This is a genomic window from Lysobacter sp. A286 (genome assembly GCF_054052105.1).
The window spans coordinates 107294-131133 of sequence record NZ_JBSVRJ010000003.1 but is presented as its reverse complement, the minus strand read 5'-3'; the positions used below and the strand labels follow the sequence as shown (position 1 = coordinate 131133).

Annotated in this window: 24 protein-coding genes and 1 pseudogene; 8 read left to right on the top strand and 17 right to left on the bottom strand. The window is 66.5% G+C overall.

The genetic code is table 11. From position 1 onward, the window contains the following. Window positions 1-28: 28 nt before the first annotated feature. From ACW7G0_RS12280 to ACW7G0_RS12220, 13 genes are all read right to left on the bottom strand, one after another. On the bottom strand, window positions 29-1018 hold the full coding sequence (locus ACW7G0_RS12280; RefSeq protein WP_456989965.1) for a YheT family hydrolase: 990 nt from the start codon (window positions 1016-1018) through the stop codon (window positions 29-31). An 11-nt stretch (window positions 1019-1029) separates the two neighbouring features. Further along, complete coding sequence (locus ACW7G0_RS12275) at window positions 1030-1830, bottom strand: lysophospholipid acyltransferase family protein (RefSeq protein ID WP_456989963.1); 801 nt, start codon at window positions 1828-1830, stop codon at window positions 1030-1032. Window positions 1831-1897: 67 nt separating this feature from the next. Further along, window positions 1898-2329, bottom strand: coding sequence for a hotdog fold thioesterase (locus tag ACW7G0_RS12270; protein WP_456989961.1), 432 nt, complete (start codon window positions 2327-2329; stop codon window positions 1898-1900). Window positions 2330-2718: 389 nt separating this feature from the next. After that, window positions 2719-2928: a hypothetical protein gene (locus ACW7G0_RS12265; RefSeq protein WP_456989959.1), complete on the bottom strand. Its 210-nt coding sequence runs from the start codon at window positions 2926-2928 to the stop codon at window positions 2719-2721. A 136-nt stretch (window positions 2929-3064) separates the two neighbouring features. Then, complete coding sequence (locus tag ACW7G0_RS12260) at window positions 3065-5017, bottom strand: phospholipase D family protein (protein ID WP_456989958.1); 1953 nt, start codon at window positions 5015-5017, stop codon at window positions 3065-3067. After that, window positions 5014-5601, bottom strand: coding sequence for a YceI family protein (locus ACW7G0_RS12255; protein ID WP_456962681.1), 588 nt, complete (start codon window positions 5599-5601; stop codon window positions 5014-5016). The genes ACW7G0_RS12260 and ACW7G0_RS12255 overlap by 4 nt, the downstream gene beginning before the upstream one ends. 47 nt (window positions 5602-5648) lie before the next feature. Then, complete coding sequence (locus tag ACW7G0_RS12250) at window positions 5649-6125, bottom strand: SixA phosphatase family protein (protein ID WP_456989956.1); 477 nt, start codon at window positions 6123-6125, stop codon at window positions 5649-5651. Between the two features lie 91 nt (window positions 6126-6216). Next, window positions 6217-6846, bottom strand: coding sequence for a nucleotide-binding protein (locus tag ACW7G0_RS12245; RefSeq protein WP_456989954.1), 630 nt, complete (start codon window positions 6844-6846; stop codon window positions 6217-6219). A 92-nt stretch (window positions 6847-6938) separates the two neighbouring features. Beyond that, a complete protein-coding gene (locus tag ACW7G0_RS12240; RefSeq protein WP_456989952.1) occupies window positions 6939-7595 on the bottom strand; it encodes a tetratricopeptide repeat protein in 657 nt (218 codons plus the stop codon). Window positions 7596-7646: 51 nt separating this feature from the next. After that, window positions 7647-9599, bottom strand: a complete 1953-nt coding sequence (locus ACW7G0_RS12235; protein WP_456989950.1) for a M61 family metallopeptidase — start codon at window positions 9597-9599, stop codon at window positions 7647-7649. Window positions 9600-9686: 87 nt separating this feature from the next. Further along, window positions 9687-10220, bottom strand: coding sequence for a hypothetical protein (locus ACW7G0_RS12230; protein ID WP_456989948.1), 534 nt, complete (start codon window positions 10218-10220; stop codon window positions 9687-9689). 47 nt (window positions 10221-10267) lie between these two features. Next, on the bottom strand, window positions 10268-10921 hold the full coding sequence (locus tag ACW7G0_RS12225) for a DUF938 domain-containing protein (protein ID WP_456989946.1): 654 nt from the start codon (window positions 10919-10921) through the stop codon (window positions 10268-10270). 23 nt (window positions 10922-10944) lie between these two features. Beyond that, the gene (locus ACW7G0_RS12220) at window positions 10945-12603 is read right to left on the bottom strand and encodes an NAD(P)/FAD-dependent oxidoreductase (RefSeq protein ID WP_456989944.1); all 1659 of its coding nucleotides are present in this window, start codon (window positions 12601-12603) and stop codon (window positions 10945-10947) included. Window positions 12604-12672: 69 nt separating this feature from the next. Here ACW7G0_RS12220 and ACW7G0_RS12215 point away from each other — a divergent pair, with 69 nt between their 5' ends. After that, on the top strand, window positions 12673-14157 hold the full coding sequence (locus tag ACW7G0_RS12215) for an MATE family efflux transporter (protein ID WP_456989942.1): 1485 nt from the start codon (window positions 12673-12675) through the stop codon (window positions 14155-14157). A gap of 15 nt (window positions 14158-14172) precedes the next feature. Here ACW7G0_RS12215 and ACW7G0_RS12210 read toward each other — a convergent pair whose 3' ends face one another. The 3 genes from ACW7G0_RS12210 to ACW7G0_RS12200 form a co-directional block, all read right to left on the bottom strand. Continuing rightward, complete coding sequence (locus ACW7G0_RS12210) at window positions 14173-14817, bottom strand: zeta toxin family protein (RefSeq protein WP_456989940.1); 645 nt, start codon at window positions 14815-14817, stop codon at window positions 14173-14175. A 3-nt stretch (window positions 14818-14820) separates the two neighbouring features. Next, on the bottom strand, window positions 14821-15180 hold the full coding sequence (locus ACW7G0_RS12205) for a type II toxin-antitoxin system prevent-host-death family antitoxin (RefSeq protein WP_456989938.1): 360 nt from the start codon (window positions 15178-15180) through the stop codon (window positions 14821-14823). A gap of 141 nt (window positions 15181-15321) precedes the next feature. Next, window positions 15322-16530, bottom strand: a complete 1209-nt coding sequence (locus ACW7G0_RS12200; protein ID WP_456989937.1) for an MFS transporter — start codon at window positions 16528-16530, stop codon at window positions 15322-15324. Between the two features lie 115 nt (window positions 16531-16645). Between ACW7G0_RS12200 and ACW7G0_RS12195 the strand changes: the two genes are divergently transcribed. From ACW7G0_RS12195 to ACW7G0_RS12165, 7 genes and pseudogenes are all read left to right on the top strand, one after another. Next, window positions 16646-17152, top strand: a complete 507-nt coding sequence (locus tag ACW7G0_RS12195; RefSeq protein ID WP_456989935.1) for a hypothetical protein — start codon at window positions 16646-16648, stop codon at window positions 17150-17152. 34 nt (window positions 17153-17186) lie between these two features. Further along, on the top strand, window positions 17187-18755 hold the full coding sequence (locus ACW7G0_RS12190; protein ID WP_456989933.1) for a BCCT family transporter: 1569 nt from the start codon (window positions 17187-17189) through the stop codon (window positions 18753-18755). Window positions 18756-18831: 76 nt separating this feature from the next. Then, entirely contained in the window at window positions 18832-21348 is a 2517-nt protein-coding gene (locus ACW7G0_RS12185) for a DEAD/DEAH box helicase (protein ID WP_456989931.1), read from the top strand. Window positions 21349-21413: 65 nt separating this feature from the next. Continuing rightward, window positions 21414-22181 (top strand): annotated as a pseudogene (locus tag ACW7G0_RS12180) (ribonuclease H-like domain-containing protein); the annotation flags it as partial. 52 nt (window positions 22182-22233) lie between these two features. After that, window positions 22234-22527: an I78 family peptidase inhibitor gene (locus tag ACW7G0_RS12175; protein WP_456962700.1), complete on the top strand. Its 294-nt coding sequence runs from the start codon at window positions 22234-22236 to the stop codon at window positions 22525-22527. A gap of 11 nt (window positions 22528-22538) precedes the next feature. Further along, window positions 22539-22985: a ribonuclease domain-containing protein gene (locus tag ACW7G0_RS12170; protein ID WP_456989929.1), complete on the top strand. Its 447-nt coding sequence runs from the start codon at window positions 22539-22541 to the stop codon at window positions 22983-22985. Further along, a complete protein-coding gene (locus ACW7G0_RS12165) occupies window positions 22982-23428 on the top strand; it encodes a barstar family protein (RefSeq protein ID WP_456989927.1) in 447 nt (148 codons plus the stop codon). The genes ACW7G0_RS12170 and ACW7G0_RS12165 overlap by 4 nt, the downstream gene beginning before the upstream one ends. 69 nt (window positions 23429-23497) lie before the next feature. Here ACW7G0_RS12165 and ACW7G0_RS12160 read toward each other — a convergent pair whose 3' ends face one another. After that, entirely contained in the window at window positions 23498-23830 is a 333-nt protein-coding gene (locus ACW7G0_RS12160; RefSeq protein WP_456962703.1) for a hypothetical protein, read from the bottom strand. Window positions 23831-23840 lie beyond the last annotated feature (10 nt).

Genomic DNA, 23840 nt, shown 5'->3' with positions numbered 1-23840 from the left:
ACGTGGCTCTACGGTGCCGCGTCCGGATTCATTGCGCTGGCCCGGACAGGCGCTGCGAGATCCAGCGCTCGCCAAATCCATCCAGTCGTGCATTTTGCAAGAACCCGCAGTGGCCGCCCCAGGGCGATATTTCCAGTTGCACGGTGTCTGGCAATTGCTGCGACTGCCAGCCGGCCACCGGGATCACCGGATCGTCGGCCGCCATCAGGACGCTGGTCGGCACCTGCAAGCCGGCCAGCCGGTCGCCAGCAATTGAATAGCCATCAAAGTACCGTTCCAACGTGCCGAAGTCGGTATTGCGCTCGACCAGCCATTGGGTCAGTGGCCGCATCCGCAGGCCGAGTACCCGGTCGTCGAAGTCATGCTGTTCCGGGAACAATGCGCGTTTGCGTTGCAGCGACTGTCGCCATTTGCGCTCGAAATGCTGCATGTAGAGCGGAAATCCCTGCTCCATTGCGTCCATCGTGCGCGCCGGATCGATCAGCGGACACACGACCGCGACGCGCGCGATCGACAATCCGGCCGCCGGCGCATGCAAGGCCAGCCGGAGGGCAAAGTTCCCACCCAGCGAATACCCCGCCACGACTAACGGACGCAACGGGAATCGCCGCGCGACGTCGCCGGCCGCATGCACGACCTCGTCGATCCGGTTGGAGTGGAAGATGCCTTCGTTGAGGTGATGGGTCCCGCCGTGGTCGCGGAAGTTGAGCCGGAATACCTCGAAACCCGACTCCAGCAGACGCGCCGCGGTCAAACACATGTAGCTGGAATCGACGCTGCCTTCCCAGCCATGCAGCAGCAGCGCCAGCCCACGCGGCGCGACCCCGGGCACGGCGCTGTGCAGGCCTTGCAGGCGCACGCCCCGGCCGCCATCAATCAGATGCGAGGTGGTGACGGCAGCGGTGGCCTCCAACGCCCGCCGGCCCATCCGCTGGCGCATCACGCTGCCCCCCAGCAGTGTCTGCAGGTGGGCATTGCGTAGCCAGCGCGGTGGCTGGTAGTCGGCCGCGGTCAACATCGACGAATCCGTCAGCTCGCCATTGCCTGCAGGATGCGCGAGCGTGCCAACTCGGCGATCCTTCGTCGCCCGTCGGCTTCACCCGACGCGATGGGGGCGAGGAAATGAATCTCCGCGACCCGCGCCGGCTCGCCCAACAGACGCCAGAAATTGCCGACGAAAGATTCGCGTTTACCGAACGCCACCCTGTGCTGGGCGGATCCGCCTTCGCCGTACCGCAGCGCGACCGGTTGCACCGGCATCCCCGACTCCACCGCGGCCAGGAAAATGCGCGCATGGAACGGCCCGACCTCGCCGCCGCCGCGGGTACCGCCCTCGGGAAACACCCCCACCGAGCGGCCATTGCGCAAGCGGGTCAACATCTCATGCAGCACGCCGCCCAGCGACTCGGTGCTGCCGCGGGAATGGAAGATCGTCTCCGCACGCCCGGCCAACCAGCCGACCATCGGCCAGCCCTGGATCTCGCGCTTGGCCACCAGGCCCATCATCCGCTGGCTGTGCAGTGCAACGATGTCGATCCAGCTGACATGGTTGGCGACAAACATCGTCGGTCCCGGCGAGGGTGTGCCCACCCGGCGCAGCCGGAAGCCAAACACCCGCATCAACCCGGCCGACCACGCGCGGATCATCCGGTGGTCCAACCGCTCGCCGCCGACCTGAAGTCCACCCAACAACGGACTGATCAACACCAGCACCAGTGGCAGGTCGACCAACAGATGCCACAACAGCATCGGCACCCGATAGCAGTAGCGGAACAGGCGCGCCAGCGGTGCGCCAGGCGCCGCGGCGCCGGTCGGAGACGGCGCATTCATGCGGTGAAAGATACCAGTGGAAGGGCCGGATAATGATGACTGCCGTTCAACCCATCGCGCGTTCTGGCTACTCGCCGCGGCTCGCCACCACCGCCAAAGTCAGCCTGGAGATGCAGACCAGTCGATCGCGGTCATCGGTGATGCGGATCTCCCAGACCTGGGTCCGGCCACCCACGTGCAGCGCTCGCGCGGTTCCAGTGACAACGCCATCTCGCGCGGCACGCAAGTGGTTTGCGTTGATCTCGATACCGACGCAGACGCGATCCTCCGCTACGCACAGGTTGCCGGCGCTGCTCCCCAGGGTTTCTGCCAGCAGCACTGACGCACCACCGTGCAGCAGGCCATAGGGCTGTCGGGTCTTCGCGTCGACCGGCATCGTGGCGCGCACGTAGTCGGCCCCGATCTCGGTGAAGACGATACCCAGCGTGTCTATCGCCGTGTCACGGGATAGCTCATTGAGACGCTCAACGGTGGTCGGGCGACGAAACAGGCTGCTCACCGGGCCGCCAGAGTGCGGGACGTTACCCTCGGAAGACGTTGCATTCATCGGGTCACGATAGTCGACGATCAGCCAATCCGGAACCGAACCTGGCGCGAGCCAAACCGGCTGCGGGCTGGACGGGTCAGATAGCTGCTGGCGCTGGTGTAACCGTGCGGCGCAGCGCTGTGTCGGCGGCGGGGCTCGTGGTGCACGGGCGCTGGCTGGGCGCTGGCGTCGCTTGCCGCGGAAACGCGTGCGGACGGTGCACTACCGCCATTGCGGTGGATGGACAGGGGTGCGCTGTTGGAAATAGACTCGAGTTTGACTTTTTTTCTCCTTAAAACAAGGTGTTACGTTGCTTGTGAATGCAATATTATAACACAGCTAGCCACATTTATGAATAGGGGTCAGCCAATCCTGAACAGGTGGCTCCCGGGGTTGCCGGCGTAGCGCGGCGTGCGCAGGTAGTCCGGATTGCGGGCATAACCGCGGTTGCCGTAACCAATACCGAAATCACGCTCTGCGCCGGTGCGGCGCGGCTGCCCGATGTCATTGTGGTGCTGGCGATCAAAGAAGCGGTTGGCGTTGGTGGACGAGTTGTTGGACGGGACGTTCATGGCCTTGCCTCTGTGGTGTAGTGATTTGGTGTGTTGGTAATGTACAACACCATTTGCCACGTACACGTGCCAGAAGTCACCCAACTAACGACAGGGGTGCGTTTGCGGAATGACGGTGAGGCTTGGAGAACGCGCGCTACAGGATGGGCGCCAGGCCCGCGCCGAAGGCGGTAAACAGTCGCGTCGGCAGCCCCTTGCCCACCAGGTTTACTTCCGGGAAGTCACCCACCGGCCGATAGCAGGCACGAAAGCGCGGGTCGTCGGGCGGCAGCGGAGCCGGACATTCCGGGCTGGGCTCGTACTCGTAGCTGGTCGCGTACCGCGTCGGCCACAGATCGAAAATGGGCAGGTACTCGGAAATTTTCCCCAACGAGTACTCCAGCCCGGAGAACACCGGCGGCTTGTCGCGCGGGGCGATCACCCAGGAATTGGCCGGACTGGTGTCGCGGCGGATGCTGGCCGCGAGCGCTCGGGCAAACGCGATGTCATCGATGATCACCGCGCTCTCGGTGTTGTAGACGTCCCCGCGCGGATCGAAATTGTGCGTCCCCACCACGCCGATCCGGCGATCGATCACCAATGACTTGGCATGCATCCCCATGCGCACCCCGGCACGTTTCAGCGGCACCGGCTCGTTGGCGCGGCGGTGGAAGTAGCGGGTAGCGCCATATTCCGATTGCAATGGCCGCCGATAGCGGGCCGAGCGCAGCACACTGTTGCGGTCCGGCCGCGTGGTCGGCGGCGCTGCCGGCTGCATCGACTCGGGCACGTAGTCGGGCAACACAGCGCCGGTCGTCGACAGGTCGATCGGCGCATCTTTCGGGAACGGCTTGTACTCGTAGATCTGGAAGCCAAAATCGCGCAGGTAGCGGCGTTTGTACTTGTAAGACAGCGCATAGGCGAAGAATGCATCGGTCGCGGCCAGGCTGTTGGTCGAGACCACCACCCGCGGCGGGTCGGCACGGTCGTGCAGGCGTTCGAACAAGCCCTGGGCGGGTTTGGACAGCACCAGGTACGGCGTCTGCAGCAGCACTTCTTCCTGTGCCGACGCGATCAGCCGGCCCAATGAGTGGGACGCCGCGGCAAAATCCGCCGGTACCTCGGCATGGTGTTTGTCCGGCCCATCGGAAACGTAGTGGACCTTGCCCACCGCGAGCGCACGATCCACCAGGCGCGCCTGCACGACCGCGCGATCGCTGGCATCGTCGCGCATCGCCTGGGCACGTTGCGGGTGCTCGAACTGGTAGGTGTGCAGGGCCGGTACGCCGCGCTCGAGCAAGACCCGGCCGACATCGACCAGCCGTGCCGGAGGAACGCTGCGTGAATCATCCCAGAACCTGCCGAAGTCGACCGCCATGGCCCGCGCCACCGGCCCGGCGACCAGCACGTCGCGATCACGGAAGTTGTACTGGTCGTCCCAGTCGTAATAAGCGTCCTGGTAGTTGCGTCCGCCGGTGATCCCGATCGCCCCATCCACCAGCAGGAGTTTGGTATGCATGCGCTGGTTGAGCTGGCGCCAGCAACAGGCGGCGGCAAGCAGGTACTGCGGATAGCTGATCCTGGCCCGGTGCAGCACCGGGTTGTACAGCTTGACCTCGAAATTCTGGTGGACGCCTGCAAGTGCGGCCAGGGTTTCCGCATTCTGCAGCGCCGCCAGCTGGTCCATCAACAACCGCACCCGGACCCCGCGACGGGCGGCAATCAACAACTCGTCCAGCACCAGGCGCCCGGCATCGTCCGCGTCGTAGATGTAGGTCTGCAAGTCGATGGCGGTGGTGGCGCTGCGAATCAGGTTGATTCGCGCCAGCATCGCGTTGGTACCGCTATCCAGCAGCAATGCGTAGTGCCGCGGTTGCTCCGCCGTGGACTCGCTGAATGCCTTTCCAGCCAGCGCACGCAGTGGTGACGGCTGGGCGCAAGCGTCGATGGCATCGCAGCTCGACTGGGTCGAGCGCGCGGCCTGGGCGACCGCGCTGGCGCGAGTGGCCTGTTGCGGTGTCAGGCTTGCGCACGCCCCCAAGGCCAGCGCCAGCAGTACGATGGCCGGCCGCAACAGCCAGGCCGCACGGCCTTGCGTGGCAGCGTTCATGGCGTCGGTGTCGGTTCGCGCAAACGCACGCGCATGGTGAACTGCACCTGGTCGGTCAACATCAGCCGCCAGCCATCGAGTCCGTAATCGCGCCGGCTGACGCTGCCCACGGCGACCGCATCACACCCCATCGCCGGCCGCATGCAGGTGGACGGCGCCAGCGTGAATGTCTCTATCCGACTGACCCCGTGCATGCTGAGCCGACCCCGAAACTTGCCACCGTCGTGGCCAAGCGCGACACCAAGCGGCTCGGACACGAACTCGATCACCGGGTAGCGCTGCGCATCAAAGAACCCCTCTCCGCGGGCCAGCTCGCTATAGCGAAGGGAATCGGTCACCTCCACGGCATTGGTCGCCAAGCGAACATAAATCTGGCTGCGACCGTCAGGCAAGGTCACCTTGGCCCCGTCATAAACCGGGAACCGGCCTTGCACGTGCTGTCCCCAGCGGGTGCGCAGTTCGAAACTAAATTGAGTGTTGAGTGGATCAAACCCCATCTCGTCGGCGGCATCGCCGCCAGTGTCCACCGGTCCCGGCGGCGCCGGGTCGGTTGCGCCGGCATGCGCGGGCAACGCCGACGCCATTGCCAACAGCGCTGTCGCAATCCATCCAAGCCATACGTAACTCGGGCTCACGGCCACCAGAAAGCGCTGAGCTGGGCCACGCCCGGCTCGAGCCGACGGTCATCGGGAATGGTCAACACCGCGATCCCACCCGAGGCCATGCCGCGATAGTCGCCGGACTGGCCGCTGTGCAGCAACGCCGCCAACTGCTCCAGACCCGGGTTGTGGCCCACCAGCAGCAGGCGCCCAACATCGCGGTGGGCGTCCGCCAATGCGATCAATGCGCCGGGGTCGGCGCCGTAGATGGTGTCATCGACACGCTGCTCGACGTACCCAATCACCCCCAGTACGGCCTCCAGGGTCTCCCGGGTGCGGCGCGCAGGAGAGCACAACACGCAGTCTGGCACCAGCTTCTGCGCCGCCAGCCAATGTCCGGCAGCCTCGGCCTCGGCCCAGCCTTCCGAGGACAATGGCCTGTCCATGTCGGCGTGGCCGGTGGCGCCGTGATCGGCATGGGCATGACGGAGCAGGATCAATTCACGCATGGCGGGACCTCATCGAAGCGGAAGGTTCAAGCGGAAAGTCGGCGCAGGTAGCCACGCCCCGGAGTCGAGTGCGGAGCAAACCGGCGGCGCGTCATTTCTTCAGCCATTTCAGCAGCGGCTTCCAATCGGCCTGATGCTCGCGCACATGCATGGAGTGGTAGTCGAACAGGCTCTTTCCCAAACCGCTCAAGACCACATAGGCCTGGCTGTCGCGCAACTGGGCGACCAGCGGGTACGGCCATTGCTCCAGTAGCTCGAGCGTTTCCCGGGAGACCGTGGTCCAGGGGCGCAGGCGGTTGGCGACCACGCCGACCCGCAACTCACCGCGGCGCACGCGCGGGTGTTGGGCAAGCGAATCCAGGAACGGCACGCTGGCCTCGATATCGAATGTGGATGGCTGCACCGGGACCACGACCGCGGCGGCGACGTCGAGGAATGTCTCCAGCTCACGCGCCATCGCACCGGCGGCGGCGTCCACGATGACCAGGTCGGTATCGGCTGGCAGCCGGGCGCGCCACGTTCCTCGACGGGTGCCATCGACCGGCAACACCGCGCTGTCCAGCACCGAGCGACGTTCGGCCCAGCGACGAGCCGAGCCCTGCGGATCGGCGTCGACCAACGCCGTGTTTGCGCCGGCCAGGGCGGCCTGCGCGGCAAGATGAGTGGCGATGGTGGTCTTGCCTACCCCGCCCTTGGAACTGGCCACCAGCACGGTCTTCATTGCGTCTCCCAGATTCACGGCCGCCGCAGCGTCAGAGGCTACAGCCTGCAGCGTACACCGGGCCGGGAGCGAACGGCGCTATGGCCCGATTGTCAGCGCCATTCGGGCGGATTGGCCGCCCAAGCCTGTTGCACCTGGGACAACACGGCCAACTCATCGGCACTCCAATCGGGCAGTGCCGATGCGAGGGTGTCGGACGAGCGCCACTTGGCCGGATGGGTGCGCACACCGGCCGCGTACCAATGCACCGCCTCGTCGCGGCGGTCGAGCTGCCACAGTGCCAAGGCAAGCGTCATCGGCATCCAGTCGGCCGTGATGTTGCGCGATTTCAGCAAGCTCTCCCACTGGGTCAACGCGCCGGCGTGATCACCGCTGCGGTACAGATCCCAGCCGTAATTCCACATCACCGTCCGGTACAGGCCGTCATTGATGTCCATCTGGCCAAGCAGGCGCTGGTACAACTCCACACCCAATCCCGAGCGGCCGCCGGCCAATGCAATGTGGGCCAGCTGTGCCGTCTCTTTCTTCGCCCGCGGATTGCGCGCAAGCACCTTGACCAGCTTCTGGGTGACTACCTCACCTTCGCCCCTGACGGCCACCACGGGTTGGGTGGTACGCGCGTCCTCGGCGAAATAGAACTCCGAGATTGGCATCAACGGCATCGTGGCGGTTTGTGCCGAGACCGTTCCAGCAAGTGCCAGGCATGCCGTGAGTACCACGCCCGCGAAGGGCCGGTTACTGATTTTCATACGCACTCCCCCTGATTTCACCTGCATGATAGCTGGTTGCGATGGCCGGCTTCACAGTGGCGCGAGGATCCGGCTCAAGCGGTCCTTGCTACCGGCGATCCGCTCCAGGTGCGGATACTTCAGCCCGTCGCGGTAGTCCAGCGTGAGCGTACGCACGACCTCGCCATGCTTGACCACCAACTCGATCGGCGTGCCGTCCGCGTGGGCGGCCTTGATCGCGTCGTCCAGCAAGCCGGTCTCGAACGCATAGCCGTTCACTGCCAGCAAGGTGCTGCCAGTGGCGATTCCGGCGTTGAATGCGGGCCCATCCCAGCGCACCGCGTTGACCTTGCCGCCGCTGCTGGCCAGTGTCATTCCCAGCGACGCGGTGTAGTCGGCGGCCTTGCGCGAGGCGAGCAGGCTCTTGTGGTAATCGGACGGCTTGTCGGTGTAGACCAGCTTCCAACCTGCCGCGGCAAGCCCGTCCAGCGGCGCTGAGTGGGCATCCAGGCGGCTGCGCAGGAAGCCGGCCCAGTCGTGTGCAGCGACACCATCCAGTGCCTCCACCACGTCCTGGAACTCATAGGGCACGACCTCCCAACTGCCATCCTGGATGCCGAAGAATGCACTGGCAAAATCATCCAGCGACTTGCGTCCGCCACTCAGCTCGCGCAGCTTGCTGTCGACCGCCAGCCAGATCAACGCGCCGGCGTTGTAGTAGTCCTCGCTCATCTGGTAACTGCGGTACGGCTGCGGCTGGCGCTCGGCAATCACCGGGTCGTAGGTGGTGTCCTGGACGGTGCGCCACTGCAGGCCCGGTCGGTCGGTTGCGTAGGTGGCGGCCACCAGCGCCAGTGCTCCCAGCGCGGCGTCCTTGTCCCACAACCCCGAGCGCGCCGCCAGCACCATGCCCCAATACTGGGTCTGACCCTCGTAGACCCAGAGCAGGCTGCCGTCCATCGGCACGTGGAAGTTCGGCGTTGCCAATCCCGCCGGCCGACGGAACTTGCCATTCCAGGAATGCACGAACTCGTGCGGCAGCAGGTCGCGGCTGGCGACGTGTTTGTCCCATTCGGTGAAGTAGCCCGGCTTCACCCCGTTCTCGCTGGAGCGCTGGTGCTCCAGCCCCTGTCCGCCCATCCGGTCCGACAGCGAGAACAGCAGGTCGTAATGATCGTAATGCTGCGAATCGAACAGCTTGTAGAGCTGTTTGACCAGCGCGCGATGCTTGTCCAGCTGCTCCTCGGTAGCCTCCAGGTACTTGGCCGAATCGGCAATGATGTCGAAGCGCACTGGCCGCTCCGCGCCCGGATCCAGGTCGACCTGGCGGAAGTGGCGCCCGGCGTACACCGGCGAATCCTGCAGCACCTCAAAGCTGACCGTGCCGTAGTGCAAGGTGTCGCCGGCGCGCGATTGCAGCTCCAGCGCGGTGCCGGCCTGCCAACCGGCGGGCAGCACCAGGGTCGGGCGGATCTGGATCTGGCGGGTGTAGTAACCGGCCGGATACAGCGCCACCGAACCCCACTGCACGTTGAGCATGTCTTGCGTCATCACCACCCGGCCCTGGTTGCCGGCGGTCGGGGTGAGCAGGTCGAACTCGATCTCCAGCGTGGCCACACCGGCGGGGACGTCGAGCTGGAACGCGTAGACGTCAGTCGGGTCGCGCTGCCACTGGATCGCCTGGCCATTGCCGTGGATCGTCAGTCCCGCCAACTTGCGGATCGGCCCGGCCGGACGGTGCTTGCCCGGGATCCACTTGGGAAACAGCAATCGCATGACCCCGGCCTGCACCGGAATGCTCTGGCGCACATGGAACACCCGTCGCGCCAGGTCGGTCGCATCAACGGTAACCGACAGCGTGCCCGGGTATGGCTGGTCGAGCGGTGCCGTTGCCGGCGACGATGGTGCCGATACAACGGTCGGCACGGTGGCAGGCGGTGACTGCTGGGCCACGGCGAAGGAGCAAGGCAACAACGCGGCGACCAGCACCGGCGACAGGACAGACAAGCAACGCAACCGCGACATCGGCAAACCCCCGGGAAAGCAACCGCCCCATCCTACTAGCCGGTCACCCGCGCGCGCCTGCCAAATGGCATGGCCGATGACCGCGTGCTACAGCGTGCCGACGACCTCGTCCGATGCCGCTTCCAGCATCGCGGTGATGCGGTCACGTTGCTCGCGGCTGTCGGGATGGGCCACCACCGCGTAGCGCCCGTTTTCGATCGCTTCGCGGACCCGGTTGATCAGCACGTCCTGGTCCGGACGCAAGGTCACGAATCCGCCACCAAACAGGCCGAACACGGCGCCGAAGAACACCAGCACGCCACCCGTCGCCCACGGCGAGCTGCGGACCGCGCCGATACCCATCCCCCACAAGACCATGAACACCGCCAGCCCGACCAGGATGCCAAGCAGGCCGAAGGTGATGTGCGCCTTGATCGCGGTGTGCCAGATGCCGCGGCTGTCGGGCTCGATCTTGCGACCGGGCCGAGGGTCGCTGGGCGTCACCACCTGGACCTGCTGCTCGCCCAGCCCGAGTTCGCTACGCATGCGCGCCGCCACCCGCCGCGCCGCCGCCTCGTCGGAAAACACCGCCGCCACCTTGCTGAAGGATCGCTCGCCGAATACCGGGCCGTTGGTTTTCATCCCACTCTCCGTCCACGCCGATGCCCTGACGATGCGTCACCGGGGGTCTAGGCGTGGTGAATCGGGCGGGTAGCTTGCCGCGTCCAGACCAGGCACCGGTTGTTGGCCGGCATCGCCACGTCCTCCACCAGCTGCAGGCCGATCGCACGCGCCAACGCGTCGACCGCCTCGAAGTCGCGGATACCCGAGCGCGGGTCGCGGGCCTTCAACCAGCCATCGAACTCGCGGTTGCTGTGGCTGCTGTACTCGCCGTCGTAGTTGAAAGGCCCGTACACCACCAGCGTCGCGTCCTCGGCCAACGCGGCGTCGAGCCCGTCGAAGAACGCCTGCACATCCGCCCAGCCCATGATGTGCAAGGTATTGGCGGTGAACGCGGCATCGAACCGGACACGCCCTTCCCCCGCAGCCGTGCCCACCGCGTGGACCGGCCAAGGCCTGGCACTTACGTCCAGGGCCAGCGGCGCCGGCGTGTTCGCCAACGCCGTCTCATCCAGCCATCGCCTGATCCCCGGCAAATACTCGGCCCGGTCCGAGCATTGCCACACCAGCCACGGCATCGCCGCGGCGAAATGCACCGCATGCTGGCCGGTGCCAGCACCGATCTCCAGCACCTGGTGCCGGCCCGTAAAATGGCGCCGCAGCACCGCGAGGATCGGCTCACGGTTGCGTTCGCAAGAAGGGGAAAACGGCTTGTCGGACATGCACCCAGCATGCCGCATAGGGGTCAACCGATGGAATCGACAGAGCCGACGATGCTCAGTGCCACCGCTTCGGCCGCCCGGATACCATCCACGCCCGCCGAAAGAATGCCGCCCGCATAGCCTGCACCTTCGCCGGCGGGGAACAGGCCACGCGTATTGAGGCTGTGACCCTCCGCGTTGCGCGCCATGCGCACCGGCGAGGACGTGCGCGTCTCGATCCCGGTCAGCACCGCATCGCCCATCGCAAAGCCGCGCAGCTTTTTGTGGAATGCCGGCAGCGCCTCGCGGATCGCAGCGATCGCATAGTCGGGCAATGACTGGCTCAAATCGCCCAGCCGCACGCCTGGTGTGTACGAGGGCAGCACGGTGCCGAATTCCTGCGAGGCGCGGCCGTGGAGGAAGTCGCCCACCAGTTGCGCAGGCGCCTCGTACTCGCCGCCGCCCAGCTCGAAGGCGCGCGCCTCCCAGTGGCGCTGCAATGCGATGCCGGCCAGCGGGCCGCTACCGTAAGGCGCGAAGTCCGCCGGCATGATCCCGCACACGATCGCCGCATTCGCGTTGCGCTCGTTGCGCGAGTACTGGCTCATGCCGTTGGTCACCACGCAGCCGGGCTCGCTCGCAGCCGCAACCACGGTGCCGCCCGGACACATGCAGAAGCTGTACACCGAACGCCCGTTGCTGCAGTGATGCACCAGCTTGTAATCCGCTGCGCCCAGCACCGGATGCCCGGCCTGCGGGCCAAACCGCGCGGCGTCGATCACCGATTGCGGATGCTCGATGCGGAACCCGATCGAGAACGGCTTGGCCTCCAGCCACACACCGCGCCGATGCAGCATCTCGAACGTATCGCGCGCGCTGTGGCCGACCGCAAACACCACATGGTCGGTACGCAGCTCCTCGCCGCTTGCCAGCATCACGCCGCGTACCTGCCGGGTGCCGGCCGCATCGGTCTCCACCAACACGTCATCGACGCGTTGCGAAAAGCGGATCTCCCCGCCCAGCGACTCAATGGTCGCGCGCATGTGCTCCACCATCGACACCAGCTTGAACGTGCCGATATGCGGCTTGGCGACGTACAGGATTTCCGGCGGCGCACCGGCGGCGACGAACTCGGTCAGCACCTTGCGTCCGTGGTGGTGGCGATCGGCGATCTGGCTGTACAACTTGCCGTCCGAAAACGTGCCCGCCCCGCCTTCGCCGTACTGCACGTTGGACTCGGGGTTGAGGACTTTCTTGCGCCACAGCCCGAAGGTATCCACCGTGCGCTCGCGCACCGCCTTGCCGCGCTCCAGGATGATCGGCCGGAAGCCCATCTGCGCCAGCACCAACCCCGCGAATAAACCACACGGGCCCGTGCCGATCACGACCGGCCGCAGCGGCAGTTTTGCCGGTGCCCGGGTGACGTACTGGTACGTCGTGTCCGGCGCTGGTCCGACCTTCGGCACCCCCGGCGCGGGCACCTCCTGCGCCAACCGCTGCAGGACTTCCGCCTCGCGCGGGGTGTCCACGTCGACTGAATAGATCAGCACGATCCCGCCACGCCGGCGCGCATCGTGGCTGCGCTTGGCGAGGGTGTAAGCGGTCAGTTCGTCGGTCGTGATGCCGAGGCGGCCCACGATGGCATCGACCAGGGCCGATTCGGCGTGGTCGAGCGGAAGTTTGATATCAGTGATTCTAAGCATGGCGGATTATTGCGCATTCGCGCTGCATGCACCGTGTCCCGTTACGCTAGCCGCCTGCCTGGAGCGCCGATGATCCAACAACGCACCCTTACCGAAGGCCCGATTGGGCGCACCCTGTTCGTGTTTGCCCTGCCGATCCTTGGCGGCAACGTGCTGCAGTCGCTCAACGGCTCGGTCAACGCGGTCTGGGTCGGTCGCTTCCTCGGTGAGGAAGCGCTGACGGCGATCGCCAACGCCAACAACATCATGTTCCTGCTGCTGGGCGGGGTGTTCGGCTTCGGCATGGCTTCGACCATCCTGGTCGGGCAGGCGATGGGCCGGAAGAACCTGCCGGAAGCACGCCGGGTGATCGGCTCGGCGGCAACGTTCTTCCTCGGCATCTCGATTGCGCTGGCGGCGATCGGTTTGCCGCTGTCGCGCCATGTACTGGTCTGGATGTCGACCCCGGAAGCGGCGCTGCCACTGGCCGACGCCTACCTGAAGATCATCTTCCTGGCGCTGCCGTTCCTCTACGCGTTCGCATTCCTGTCGGCGATCCTGCGCGGCGCCGGCGACACCCGCACGCCGTTCCTGTTCCTGTTCATCGCGGTGCTGCTCGACATCGTGCTGGTGCCGCTGCTGATGTTCGGGATCGGCCCGCTGCCGGAGATGGGCATGGCCGGCAGCGCGATGGCCACCCTGATCGCCAACGTCATCGCGCTGGCGGCGATGCTGGTGTGGCTGCGGCACAAGCGCCACCCGCTGTGGATCGGTCGTGATGAAAGCCACCTGTTCAAGCCCGACTGGATCATCGTGCGCACGCTGGTGGTCAAGGGTGTGCCAATGGGCCTGCAGATGGTGATGATCTCGTTGGCGATGATCGCAATGATCACGATGGTCAACCAGTACGGCACCCTCACCACCGCGGCTTACGGCGCCGCCCTGCAGCTGTGGACCTACGTGCAGATGCCGGCGATGGCGATCGGCGCGGCGTGCTCCTCGATGGCCGCTCAGAACGTCGGTGCCGGCCGCTGGGACCGCGTGGAAGCAACGACCCGCCACGGCATCGGCTTCAACTTCCTGTTGACCGGCGCGCTGATCGCCCCGCTGATCCTGCTGGACCAGTACACCCTGGCGATGTTCATGCCCACCGGCAGCGAAGCGCTGGAGATCGCCCGCCACCTCAACCACATCGCGGTGTGGTCGTTCCTGTTCTTCGGGGTGACCTTCGTGGTCGCCGGCGTGGTCCGCTCCACCGGCGCGGTGATCCCGCCGCTGGTGATCCTCGGCCTGGCGCTGTGGGGCGTGCGCGTGCCGTTCGCCAACTGGCTGCAACCGGAGCTGGGCGTGGACGCGATCTGGTGGAGCTTCCCGGTCAGCGCGTTCGTGTCGGCGGTGTTGTCGCTGGCCTATTACAAATGGGGTCGCTGGCGCGAGGCGACGATGCTGCCGGTCGACCCCGACGCGATTGCGGTGCCGTCGGAAGTGCCTGGGCAGGTGCCATCGCCGGTGGCGGATACCGGGGCGCGCTGCGAGGAGGATGAAGGCGAGCCGGTAGTGGCACTGCCGCGTTGATGCGTTGCAGCCTCTCTATCCCTGTTGCTGCAACGCAGCCTCCACGATGACCTTCGCCCACTGCGGTGTCCGGCGCAGCCGTGCGGCCACGGGCGCGATGATTCGTCCACCACGCCAGTGCAACAGCAACGACGGATTCGCCGCGACGGCGCCGTTGGGTTGCTCGTGGCTGTTGTCATACACGCGCAGCTCGTGCAGGCGAGGCAATAACGCGATGAGGTTGCGGCGGGCACCGTCCCAGCGCGCGCGGATCTTGTCGGCGGGAATGTCGTGCCCACCGGCAAGGACCCGCGCGGCAACCCGGCTGAGATGCCGCTCCGGACTGTCGAGGCCGACAAACCAGACCGTGACCGCATGCGTGTCACACGCACGACCAATCAACGCGGGAATGGTATTGCCGCCCAGCGTGGTCTCGAAAGCGAAGTTGCGACCCTCGGCAATGGCGGACTCCAGCGCGCGCCGACCGTGCTGCCATGCCGCGGCGTTCGCTTCGCCGGGGGCGATGCCGTCGGCGAGCAGGCGCGCGGTGGCCTCGTCGGGGTTGTAGTAATCCAGCCCCTGGCTGCGCAGGGACGCGCCCGCCACGGAACTCTTGCCGGCACCGTTCACGCCCGCCAGCACCAGCAGGGTCGGGCGCTTGGACGCAACTTCGGGCGCCATAAGTTACTTGTCGGCGACGGGGCTGATGCGTCGTCGGGCCGGGCTGGCGATGCCACCTGCAGCCACACGACGCAGCCGGTCGCCTGCGCCCGGGGTATTGAGCACCGCCAGCCTGCGGTCGAAGTCGGCGACCAGCGCCTGCAGCGGATCATTGGCCTGCGCCCGCCGCACCAGTGCGGCGTAGGCGACCACGTCCACCACCACCGCCTGCGGCTTGCCGTGGTGGGTGACGATAACCTCGCCGTGACGTACCGCCTCGCGCACGATCCCGCTCCAACCGCTCTTCACTTCCGAAGCGGAATGAACCGGGGTGTCGCCATCGACAAGCTGGCGGACGTCATCAAGGGGCAGGGGAGATGGCATGGCGAGGCTCCGGTTGCGTGGGGATCACGTTAGGACGTTTTATCCATTTTGTCCATTTTAGCCATTCAGAAACCAGCTGCTCTAAAACGTTTATCGCCGACCTGATCACCTCGTTGGACGTTGCTCTTTGCGCTGTCTCGCTTACGCCGCGTCCAACGCGCGCAACCGCCGCTCATCCCAACGCGCCCACGCATAGACCAGCAGCCCAGCCAGCGCCGTCGCGGCACCCACGTAACCGGTCGAGGTCCAGCCGAATCCGGCGCTGATGGCCATGCCGCCCAGCCACGGGCCGAGGGCGTTGGCGGCGTTGAAGGCGGCGTGGTTGGAGGCGGCGGCCAGGGTCTGCGCTTCGCCGGCGACATCCATCAATCGCGTCTGCAGCACCGGCGCCAGCGCGCCCATCGTGCCCAGCGCGACCACCACCGGCAGGATGCTCCACAACGAGTGCGCGGCGAACGGGTAGATCAGCAGCACCAGCGCCGACCAGCCCAGGATCACCGCGGTGGCGCGGAACTGCATACGGTCGACCAGCCAGCCGCCGGCGAGGTTGCCGATGACCGAACCGACGCCGAACACCGCCATCGCGATCGGGATCCAGCCGTCGGTGACCCCGGTCACTTCGGTCAGCGTGGGCGCGAGGTAGCTGAAGGCGCAGAACATGCCGGCAAAGCCGACCGCGCCGATCAGCAGCGTCAACCACACTTGCGACTGGTGGAACGCGCGTATCTCGCGCAAGGGGCTTTGGCGTGGCTCGGAGGGATCAGCGCTCAGGAAGCGCGCGATCATCGCGACCGTCAGCACCGCGACCACCGCGACCAGGGCAAACGTGTAACGCCAGCTCAGGGCCTGTCCCAGCCAGGTCGCGAGCGGGTTGCCGACCAGGATCGCGATCGACAGGCCCAGCATGACCTTGCTGATCGCCGCGCCGCGCTGGTCGGGGCGGCTGATGGAGGCGGCGACCAGCATCGCGACACCGAAGAAGGCGCCGTGCGGCAGGCCGGCGATGAAGCGGAACGCCAGCATCGCGTGGTAGTTCGGGGCGAATGCGGTCGCCAGATTGCCGAGCGCGTAGAAGCCCATCAGCGCCAGCAGCAACGAGCGCCGCGGCAACCGCGCCCCGAGGATCGCCAGCACCGGCGCGCCGACCACGACACCCAGCGCATACGCACTGATCAAATGACCGACTTGGGGCTCGGTGATGTCCAGGCCCAGCACCAGGCTGGGCATCAGGCCCATCATCGCGAACTCGCTGGTGCCGATCGCAAAACCACCGGTCGCCAAGGCGAACAGGACCAGGGCGATGCGGCGGCGGTCGAGCACCGGGTTGGTTGAGGTTGAGGTGTCCGCCACGGGCCGGATCCTTGCAAAGACAAGCGGGTATTGTGCGTCGCAACACGCCGGCAATACAGAACCGCGGATAAAACGCTGTGGTGCGCGCGGTTGGTCGCACGCCCATGATGACGCCATGATGCTCACCGACGACACCCTGGTCCTGCCGATCGCTCCGGCGCGTTGGGCGCCGCCGCGTGCCGATATCGCGATCAACGGGGTTGCGTTGAAGCCTAAGTCCGAACTCCACATCACATTGATCGGCGGCGCCCTGGGCCGCGAACTGCGAGGCGTGTTCGCTGAGACTTGTCTCACCGGCGCGCTTGACCATGCGTTCGCGTCCCGGCGTTGGGATTTCAGTCGCACCGGTCGGTACCTCCTACTGCGCAAGCCGTTGGGTGGGGAAGGCCACGCCGTCGCCGCCCACTCGATCATCGAGCTGGTCGAGCTGCCGGCGATGGCCCCGTTCCATCACGCGCTGGGCCGCCTGCTCGGCCGCCAGCTGCCGGTCCCGCCGCCGCACGTGACGCTGTACACCGCGGGACGCGACAGCGGGATCGGCGTAGCCAGCCCCGACCGGCTGCGTGCGTTCACCCTGCGGCCGGTGCCGGAGGCGAAACTCAAGGCGACGCATGCCGCTTAAGCTGTGACCACAGACGCCTCGTGGAGATACAGCCATGGTTTTCCGCATCTCATTGTTTCTCGTCATCGCGCTGGCGGTGGTTGCCGGCTTCGCACCGAAGCCGTTCGAGGCGGTAAGCGATACCGCGCTGGCGGCGGTGATCCAGCATGCCGGCTGGCTGTACCTGCTGATCGTGTTCCTCACCCTGGTGTTCCTCACGTACCTCGCCTTTGGTCCGCTGGCGCGGCTGCGGATCGGCGGGCGCGATGCGGAACCCGAGTTCTCCAAACCCGCGTGGCTGTCGATGCTGTTCGCCGCCGGCATGGGCATCGGCCTGGTGTTCTGGGGCGCGGCCGAGCCGATCTCTCACCTGCTCACGCCGCCGGAGGGCCTGCCGCCGGGAACGCCGCAGGCTGCGCGCGCGGCGATGCGCTACACCTTCTTCCACTGGGGCCTGCACCCGTGGGCGATCTATGCACTGATGGGGCTGGCGATCGCCTGGTTCCAGTACAACCGCAACGGGCGCGGCCTGATCAGCGACTTGCTGCAGCCGCTGATCGGCGACCGCCACCTGGGCTGGATCGGCAAGCTGGTCAACATCGTCGCGGTGGTGGCCACTGCGATCGGCGTGGCCACCACACTCGGCTTCGGCACCATGCAGATCAGCGCCGGCCTGGGGCGCGTGTTCGGCCTGCCCACTGGCCTGGGCATGCAGCTGGCGGTGATCGCGGTGTGCTTCGTGCTGTATATGGCCTCCAGCGCCAGCGGCGTGGACCGCGGCATCAAGTGGCTGTCGAGCTTCAACCTCATCCTGGCCGGGGTGCTGCTGCTGGCGGTGGCGCTGCTCGGGCCGACCGCCTTCATCTTCGATACCTTCACCTCCTCACTGGGCAGCTACCTCGACCATCTGGTGGAGATGAGCCTGCGCATGGCTCCGTTCTCCGCGAGCACCTGGGTGGCGGACTGGACGATCTTCTACTGGGCGTGGTGGATTTCCTGGTCGCCGTTCGTGGGCGCGTTCATCGCGCGGGTGTCGTACGGTCGCAGCGTGCGCGAATTCGTGCTCGGGGTGGTCGCGGTGCCCAGCCTGCTCGGCTTCGCCTGGTTCGCCACCTTCGGCGGCACCGCGCTGTGGGGGCAAATGTTCGGCGGCGTGGACATGGCAGGCGCGCTCGATGTGGGCTACGAGACCGTGCTGTTCGGCATGTACGACATGCTGCCGCTGTCGGGCCTGTTGTCGGGCCTGACCATCGTGCTGCTGGTGATCTTCTTCGTGACCTCGGCCGACTCCGCGGTGCTGGTGCTGGGCTCGATGTCGAGCGAGTCCGCGGGCGACCCGTCGCTGGCGCGCAAGTTCGCCTGGGGCATCGCCATCGCCCTGATCGCCGCGGCAATGCTGATGGCCGGCGGGCTGGGCGCGCTGCAGACACTGATCACCGTGGCCGCGTTGCCGTTCGCGCTGTTGATGGTCGCGGTGATGGTCGGACTTTACCGGGTGCTGAGCCTGGAGGCGCTGCGCGAGAAGGCCGAGGAGCGGCGCGCCCGGCGCGCGATCGAGGACTGGATCGCGCGGGAGCAGGAACAGCAGGCACTTGAGCAGCCGAGGGGCGACGCGCAGCGGTGACGTGATGATCTGTTCTTCTGTCTCATTCGCTGCGACAGGGGTCTGCTCCACTGCTTCCATTTGACGAGGAAGGCAGATGGCACAGGCGCTGGCGCGACGGGTCGAGGATGAGGAACGCGCGCTGGCATTGGCCAGCGGTGCGCGGCGCGGAGGTGATGGGGCGGCGCTGAGCCAGGCATTGGCGAGACGCTACAAGGACCGGATTACCGGCAGCTTCATGATCCCGGGACAGGAGGGATCGTATGAGCCGATCCCGGACGACGTGCCGGCGGCGTTGGCGGCGGCGTTGCGCGCGCGTGGGGTCGACCGGTTGTACAGCCATCAGGCGCAGGCCTGGGAGGCAGCCCAACGTGGCGAAAATATCGCCATCGTGACGCCGACCGCTTCGGGGAAATCACTGTGTTACACCCTGCCGGTGGTGGCGGCGGCGATGGGCGATTCGAAGGCCAAGGCTTTGTACCTGTTCCCGACCAAGGCGCTGGCCCAGGACCAGGTGGCCGAGTTGCTGGAGCTCAACCGCGCGGGCAATCTCGGAGTGAAGGCGTTCACCTTCGACGGCGACACGCCCGGCGATGCGCGCCAGGCGATCCGGCTGCACGGCGACATCGTGGTGAGCAATCCGGACATGCTGCACCAGGCGATCCTGCCGCATCACACCAAGTGGGCGCAGTTCTTCGAAAACCTGCGCTACGTGGTGATCGACGAGATCCATACCTATCGCGGCGTGTTCGGTTCGCACGTCACCAACGTGTTGCGCCGGCTGAAGCGGATCTGCGCGTTCTACGGGGTGACGCCGCAGTTCATCCTGTGCTCGGCGACGATCGGCAACCCGGGCGAGCATGCGCGCGCACTGATCGAGGCGGACGTGCACACGATCACCCAGTCGGGCGCGCCGACCGGCGACAAGCACGTGCTGCTGTGGAACCCGCCGGTGGTCAACAAGGATCTGGGGCTGCGTGCGTCGGCGCGGTCGCAGAGCAACCGGATTGCGCGGATCGCGATCAAGTCCGGGCTGAAGACGCTGGTGTTCGCACAGTCGCGGCTGATGGTCGAGGTGCTGACCAAGTACCTGAAAGACGTGTTCGATTCCGACCCGCGCAAGCCGCCGCGGATCCGCGCGTATCGCGGCGGCTATTTGCCGACCGAACGCCGCGCGGCCGAGCGCGACATGCGCGACGGCCGCATCGACGGAATCATCTCGACCTCGGCGCTGGAGCTGGGCGTGGACATCGGTTCGCTCGACGTGGTGGTGCTCAATGGCTATCCGGGCACGGTGGCGGCGACGTGGCAACGCTTTGGTCGTGCCGGTCGCCGGCAGCGGCCATCGCTGGGCGTGCTGGTGGCGAACTCGCAGCCGCTGGACCAGTACGTGGTGCGGCACCCGGACTTCTTCGCCGACGCACCACCGGAGCACGCCCGCATTGCCCCGGACCAGCCGCTGATCCTGTTCGACCACATCCGCTGCGCGGCGTTCGAGCTGGCCTTTGTGGTGGACGAGATGTTCGGCCCAATCGAGCCGGAGGTGTACCTGCAAGCCCTGGCCGAAACCGACGTGGTGCACAAGGAAGGCGACCGCTGGGAGTGGATCGCCGACAGTTATCCGGCCGGTTCGGTGTCGCTGCGCTCGGTCGCCGACGGCAACTTCGTGGTGGTCGACAAAACCGGTGGCCAGCAGCGGATCATCGCCGAGGTCGATTACTCTGCCGCCGCACTGACCCTGTACGAGGGCGCAATCCACATGGTCCAGAGCACCCCGTACCAGGTCGAGCGGCTCGACTGGGAGGGGCGCAAGGCCTATGTCACCCGTACCCACGTGGACTACTACACCGACTCGATCGACTACACCAAGCTGAAGGTGCTGGAGCGCTTTGACAGTGATCTCGCCGGTCGTGGCAACGCGCATCACGGCGAGGTCCACGTGGTGCGGCGGGTGTCGGGTTACAAGAAGATCCGCTACTACACCCACGAGAACATCGGCTACGGCCCGGTCAACCTGCCCGACCAGGAACTGCACACCACTGCGGTGTGGTGGCAACTGCCGCAGTCGGTGCTGCTGGCGTGGTTCGAGTCGCGCCAGGATGCGCTGGACGGCTTCCTCGGCGCCGCCTACGCACTGCACGTGGTGGCGACGGTGGCGGTGATGGCCGATGCGCGCGATTTGCAGAAGTCGGTCGGCAACGACGATAGCGCGTGGTTCGCCGTTGCCGACGCCAGCGGCCGCGGGCGGCTGCGCGGGTGGGAAGGCGACGGGGATCGTGGTGGCGGAAGGCATGGCGATACGGGCGACTCACGCTCACCGGTCAGCCAGGCGGCCACCAACCGCGCGCTGATCGAAGTCCGCCAGTTCGTGCCGACCGTCTACCTGTACGACAACTTCCCCGGCGGCGTCGGCCTCAGCGAGCCGTTGTGGGTGCGACAGGCGGAACTGGTACAGCGCGCGATCGAACTGGTCGAGCGGTGCGATTGCAAGGCCGGTTGCCCGGCGTGCGTCGGGCCGATCCTGGCCGCCACCGAAGACGGCGACGGCCTCACCCCGAAGTCGTTGGCGCGACGGGTGCTGGGCCTGCTGGTGCCGACCGTGGGTGCGGTGTGAGCATCACGCTTGAACGGCTGCGCGCGCTCAAGCGCGAGGCAGGCAAGCCGGACACCCGACCAGATCCAGCAAGCGCGAAGACCTCGATCGAATCACTGCGCCGCCTGCTCGGTGTGCGCGAGCGTTTGCCCATCTATGCGGCACCGCCGCGCGGCCCGGTTGACCGTTCACTGCCCGGCGAGGAGATCGCCCCGGGGCTGCGTTTGATCGAGGATTGGCTGCCGTTCGCGGCGCCTGCCCAAGCGCTGCCGCTGACCTTTGCCAAACGCGACGACACGGTCAACCCCCGCGACCTGCTGTTCTTCGATACCGAGACCACCGGCCTGGCCGGCGGCACCGGCACGCGCGCGTTCCAGATCGGCGCGGCGGACTGGCATCGTCATCCGACCCATGGCGATGGCTTGCGTGTGCGCCAGTTACTGATCACTACCCTGGCGGCCGAACCACTGATGCTGCGCACGTTCGCCGGCTGGTTGGCGCCGACCACGGTGCTGTCGAGCTACAACGGCCGCTGCTACGACTCACCGCTGTTGAAGACGCGCTACCGGCTCGCGCGGATGGACGACCCGATCACGCCGCTGGACCATGTCGACCTGCTGTTCCCGACGCGACGTCGCTACCGCGGGACGTGGGAGAACTGCCGGTTGGCGACGATCGAGCGCGAGTTGCTGAAGATCGTGCGCGAGGACGACCTGCCCGGCTCGCAAGCACCCGCAGCCTGGCGATCGTATCTGCGCGGCGGCTCGTCCGCGCTGCTGCGGCGCGTGTGCGCGCACAACCACCAGGATGTGGTGACCCTGGCGCGGCTGATACTGCGGCTGGCTTTTACATGATCCTAACGGTTTCGACGGCACGCTCGCGCTATTGACTATCAGGAGCAGCACCATGGTTCGAATCGCCTTACCTGCCGCCATCATCATGTTCGCGGCCGCCGGCTGCACCACGATGGCAGCACCTCCGCCGCAGGTAATCGTGGGCCCGTGCACGACCGACACGATCTCGTGGGCGATCGGCAACGCCGCCACCGCCGAAATCGTGGAGCGCGCGCGCATCGAGAGCAACAGCAGCCACGTACGGGTGATCGAACCGAACCAGGCGGTGACCCAGGATTACCGCGAGGACCGGCTGAACATGCACGTCAACGAGTTGGGCGCGATCAACAGCCTGACCTGCGGCTAGGACGCAGCGCCATGCATCGCAACCGATCGGCTTGGCTGGTTGCCGGCGTTGTCCTGGTCGGGTTGTTGGCATGGACGCAGCGGCCCGATAACGGCGCGTTGCTCCCTCCGGGCGGCGCGCCCGGTGAATTGCCCGGCGACGTCACCGGTTCCGCGTCGGCTGCGCGCCCGGGCTATCCGGCCTTCCTGCCGTCCCAGGCGCACGCGGTGCTTGACGACATCGCCCGTGGCGGGCCGTACGACTACCGTCAGGACGGCGGCGTGTTCCAGAATCGCGAACGCGAGTTGCCGGCGCAGCCGCGCGGCTATTACCACGAGTTCACCGTGCCCACGCCCAGCTCCCGCGATCGCGGCGCGCGGCGCATCGTGACCGGCGGCGACCCGCCGGTGGAGTATTTCTACACCGACGACCATTACCGCAGCTTTCGTCGTTTCCAACTGCCGGCGGCATCGCGATGAACGCCGCCAACGTCAGCGAGCTGCGTCCAATGCTGGTTGACCCGCTGCGCGCCGGGGCGTACTTCATCGATGATCGCGATACCCCGGCGATGACTACCGCTGCCGCATCCCTGGATTTCACCGTGGCGCGCATCGACCTGGCCAACTGCGCGGACAAGGCCGGCGCGCTGACCAGGATCGGCGAGACGTTGCAGTTCCCGGACTGGTTCGGCGCCAACTGGGATGCGCTCGCCGACTGCCTGGGCGACCTGTCATGGCTGCCCGCACCCGGCTACCTGCTGGTACTGGACAACAGCGGCCAATGGCAGGCCACCCGCGACGCCGGCTTCAATACCTTGCTGGCGATCCTCAATGAGGCCGCCACGGATTGGTGCGAGCGCAACGTTCCGTTCTGGGCGATGGTTCCGCTGCCGGCCGAGACACTGGAAACGCTGGAGCCCTGAGTGCCGTAGGCGTCCACGGCACCCAGCGTTCAAGCCTTGGGATGAGACGCCGGTTTAGTGGCCGTCGCGTCAGTGCCCGTCGCGATCTGCATCACCCGGCAGCGCGTCCTCGACCCGGTGCCAAGCGGCCTTGACGGCGTGCTTGGCTTTTTCCCAACCAAGCTGGGATTGACCGCGAGCTTGCTCGTAGTCGCTCTTCAACTCCGGCTCGGCCTGGTCGAAGGTCTTGCCCTGGTAGCGCTGCTGGCCCTGATAGCCGGTGCGATAGGCCGGGTCGTACTCGTCGTAGGTGCGGCCGGCCTCGTAATAGCCTTCCTTGCTGTACTGGTTCTTCCAGTAATCCTGTTGGCCGGTCTCATCAAGCAGGCGGGTCGGGTTGTCGCCAGTGCGATGGGTGGTCATGTGGTCTCTC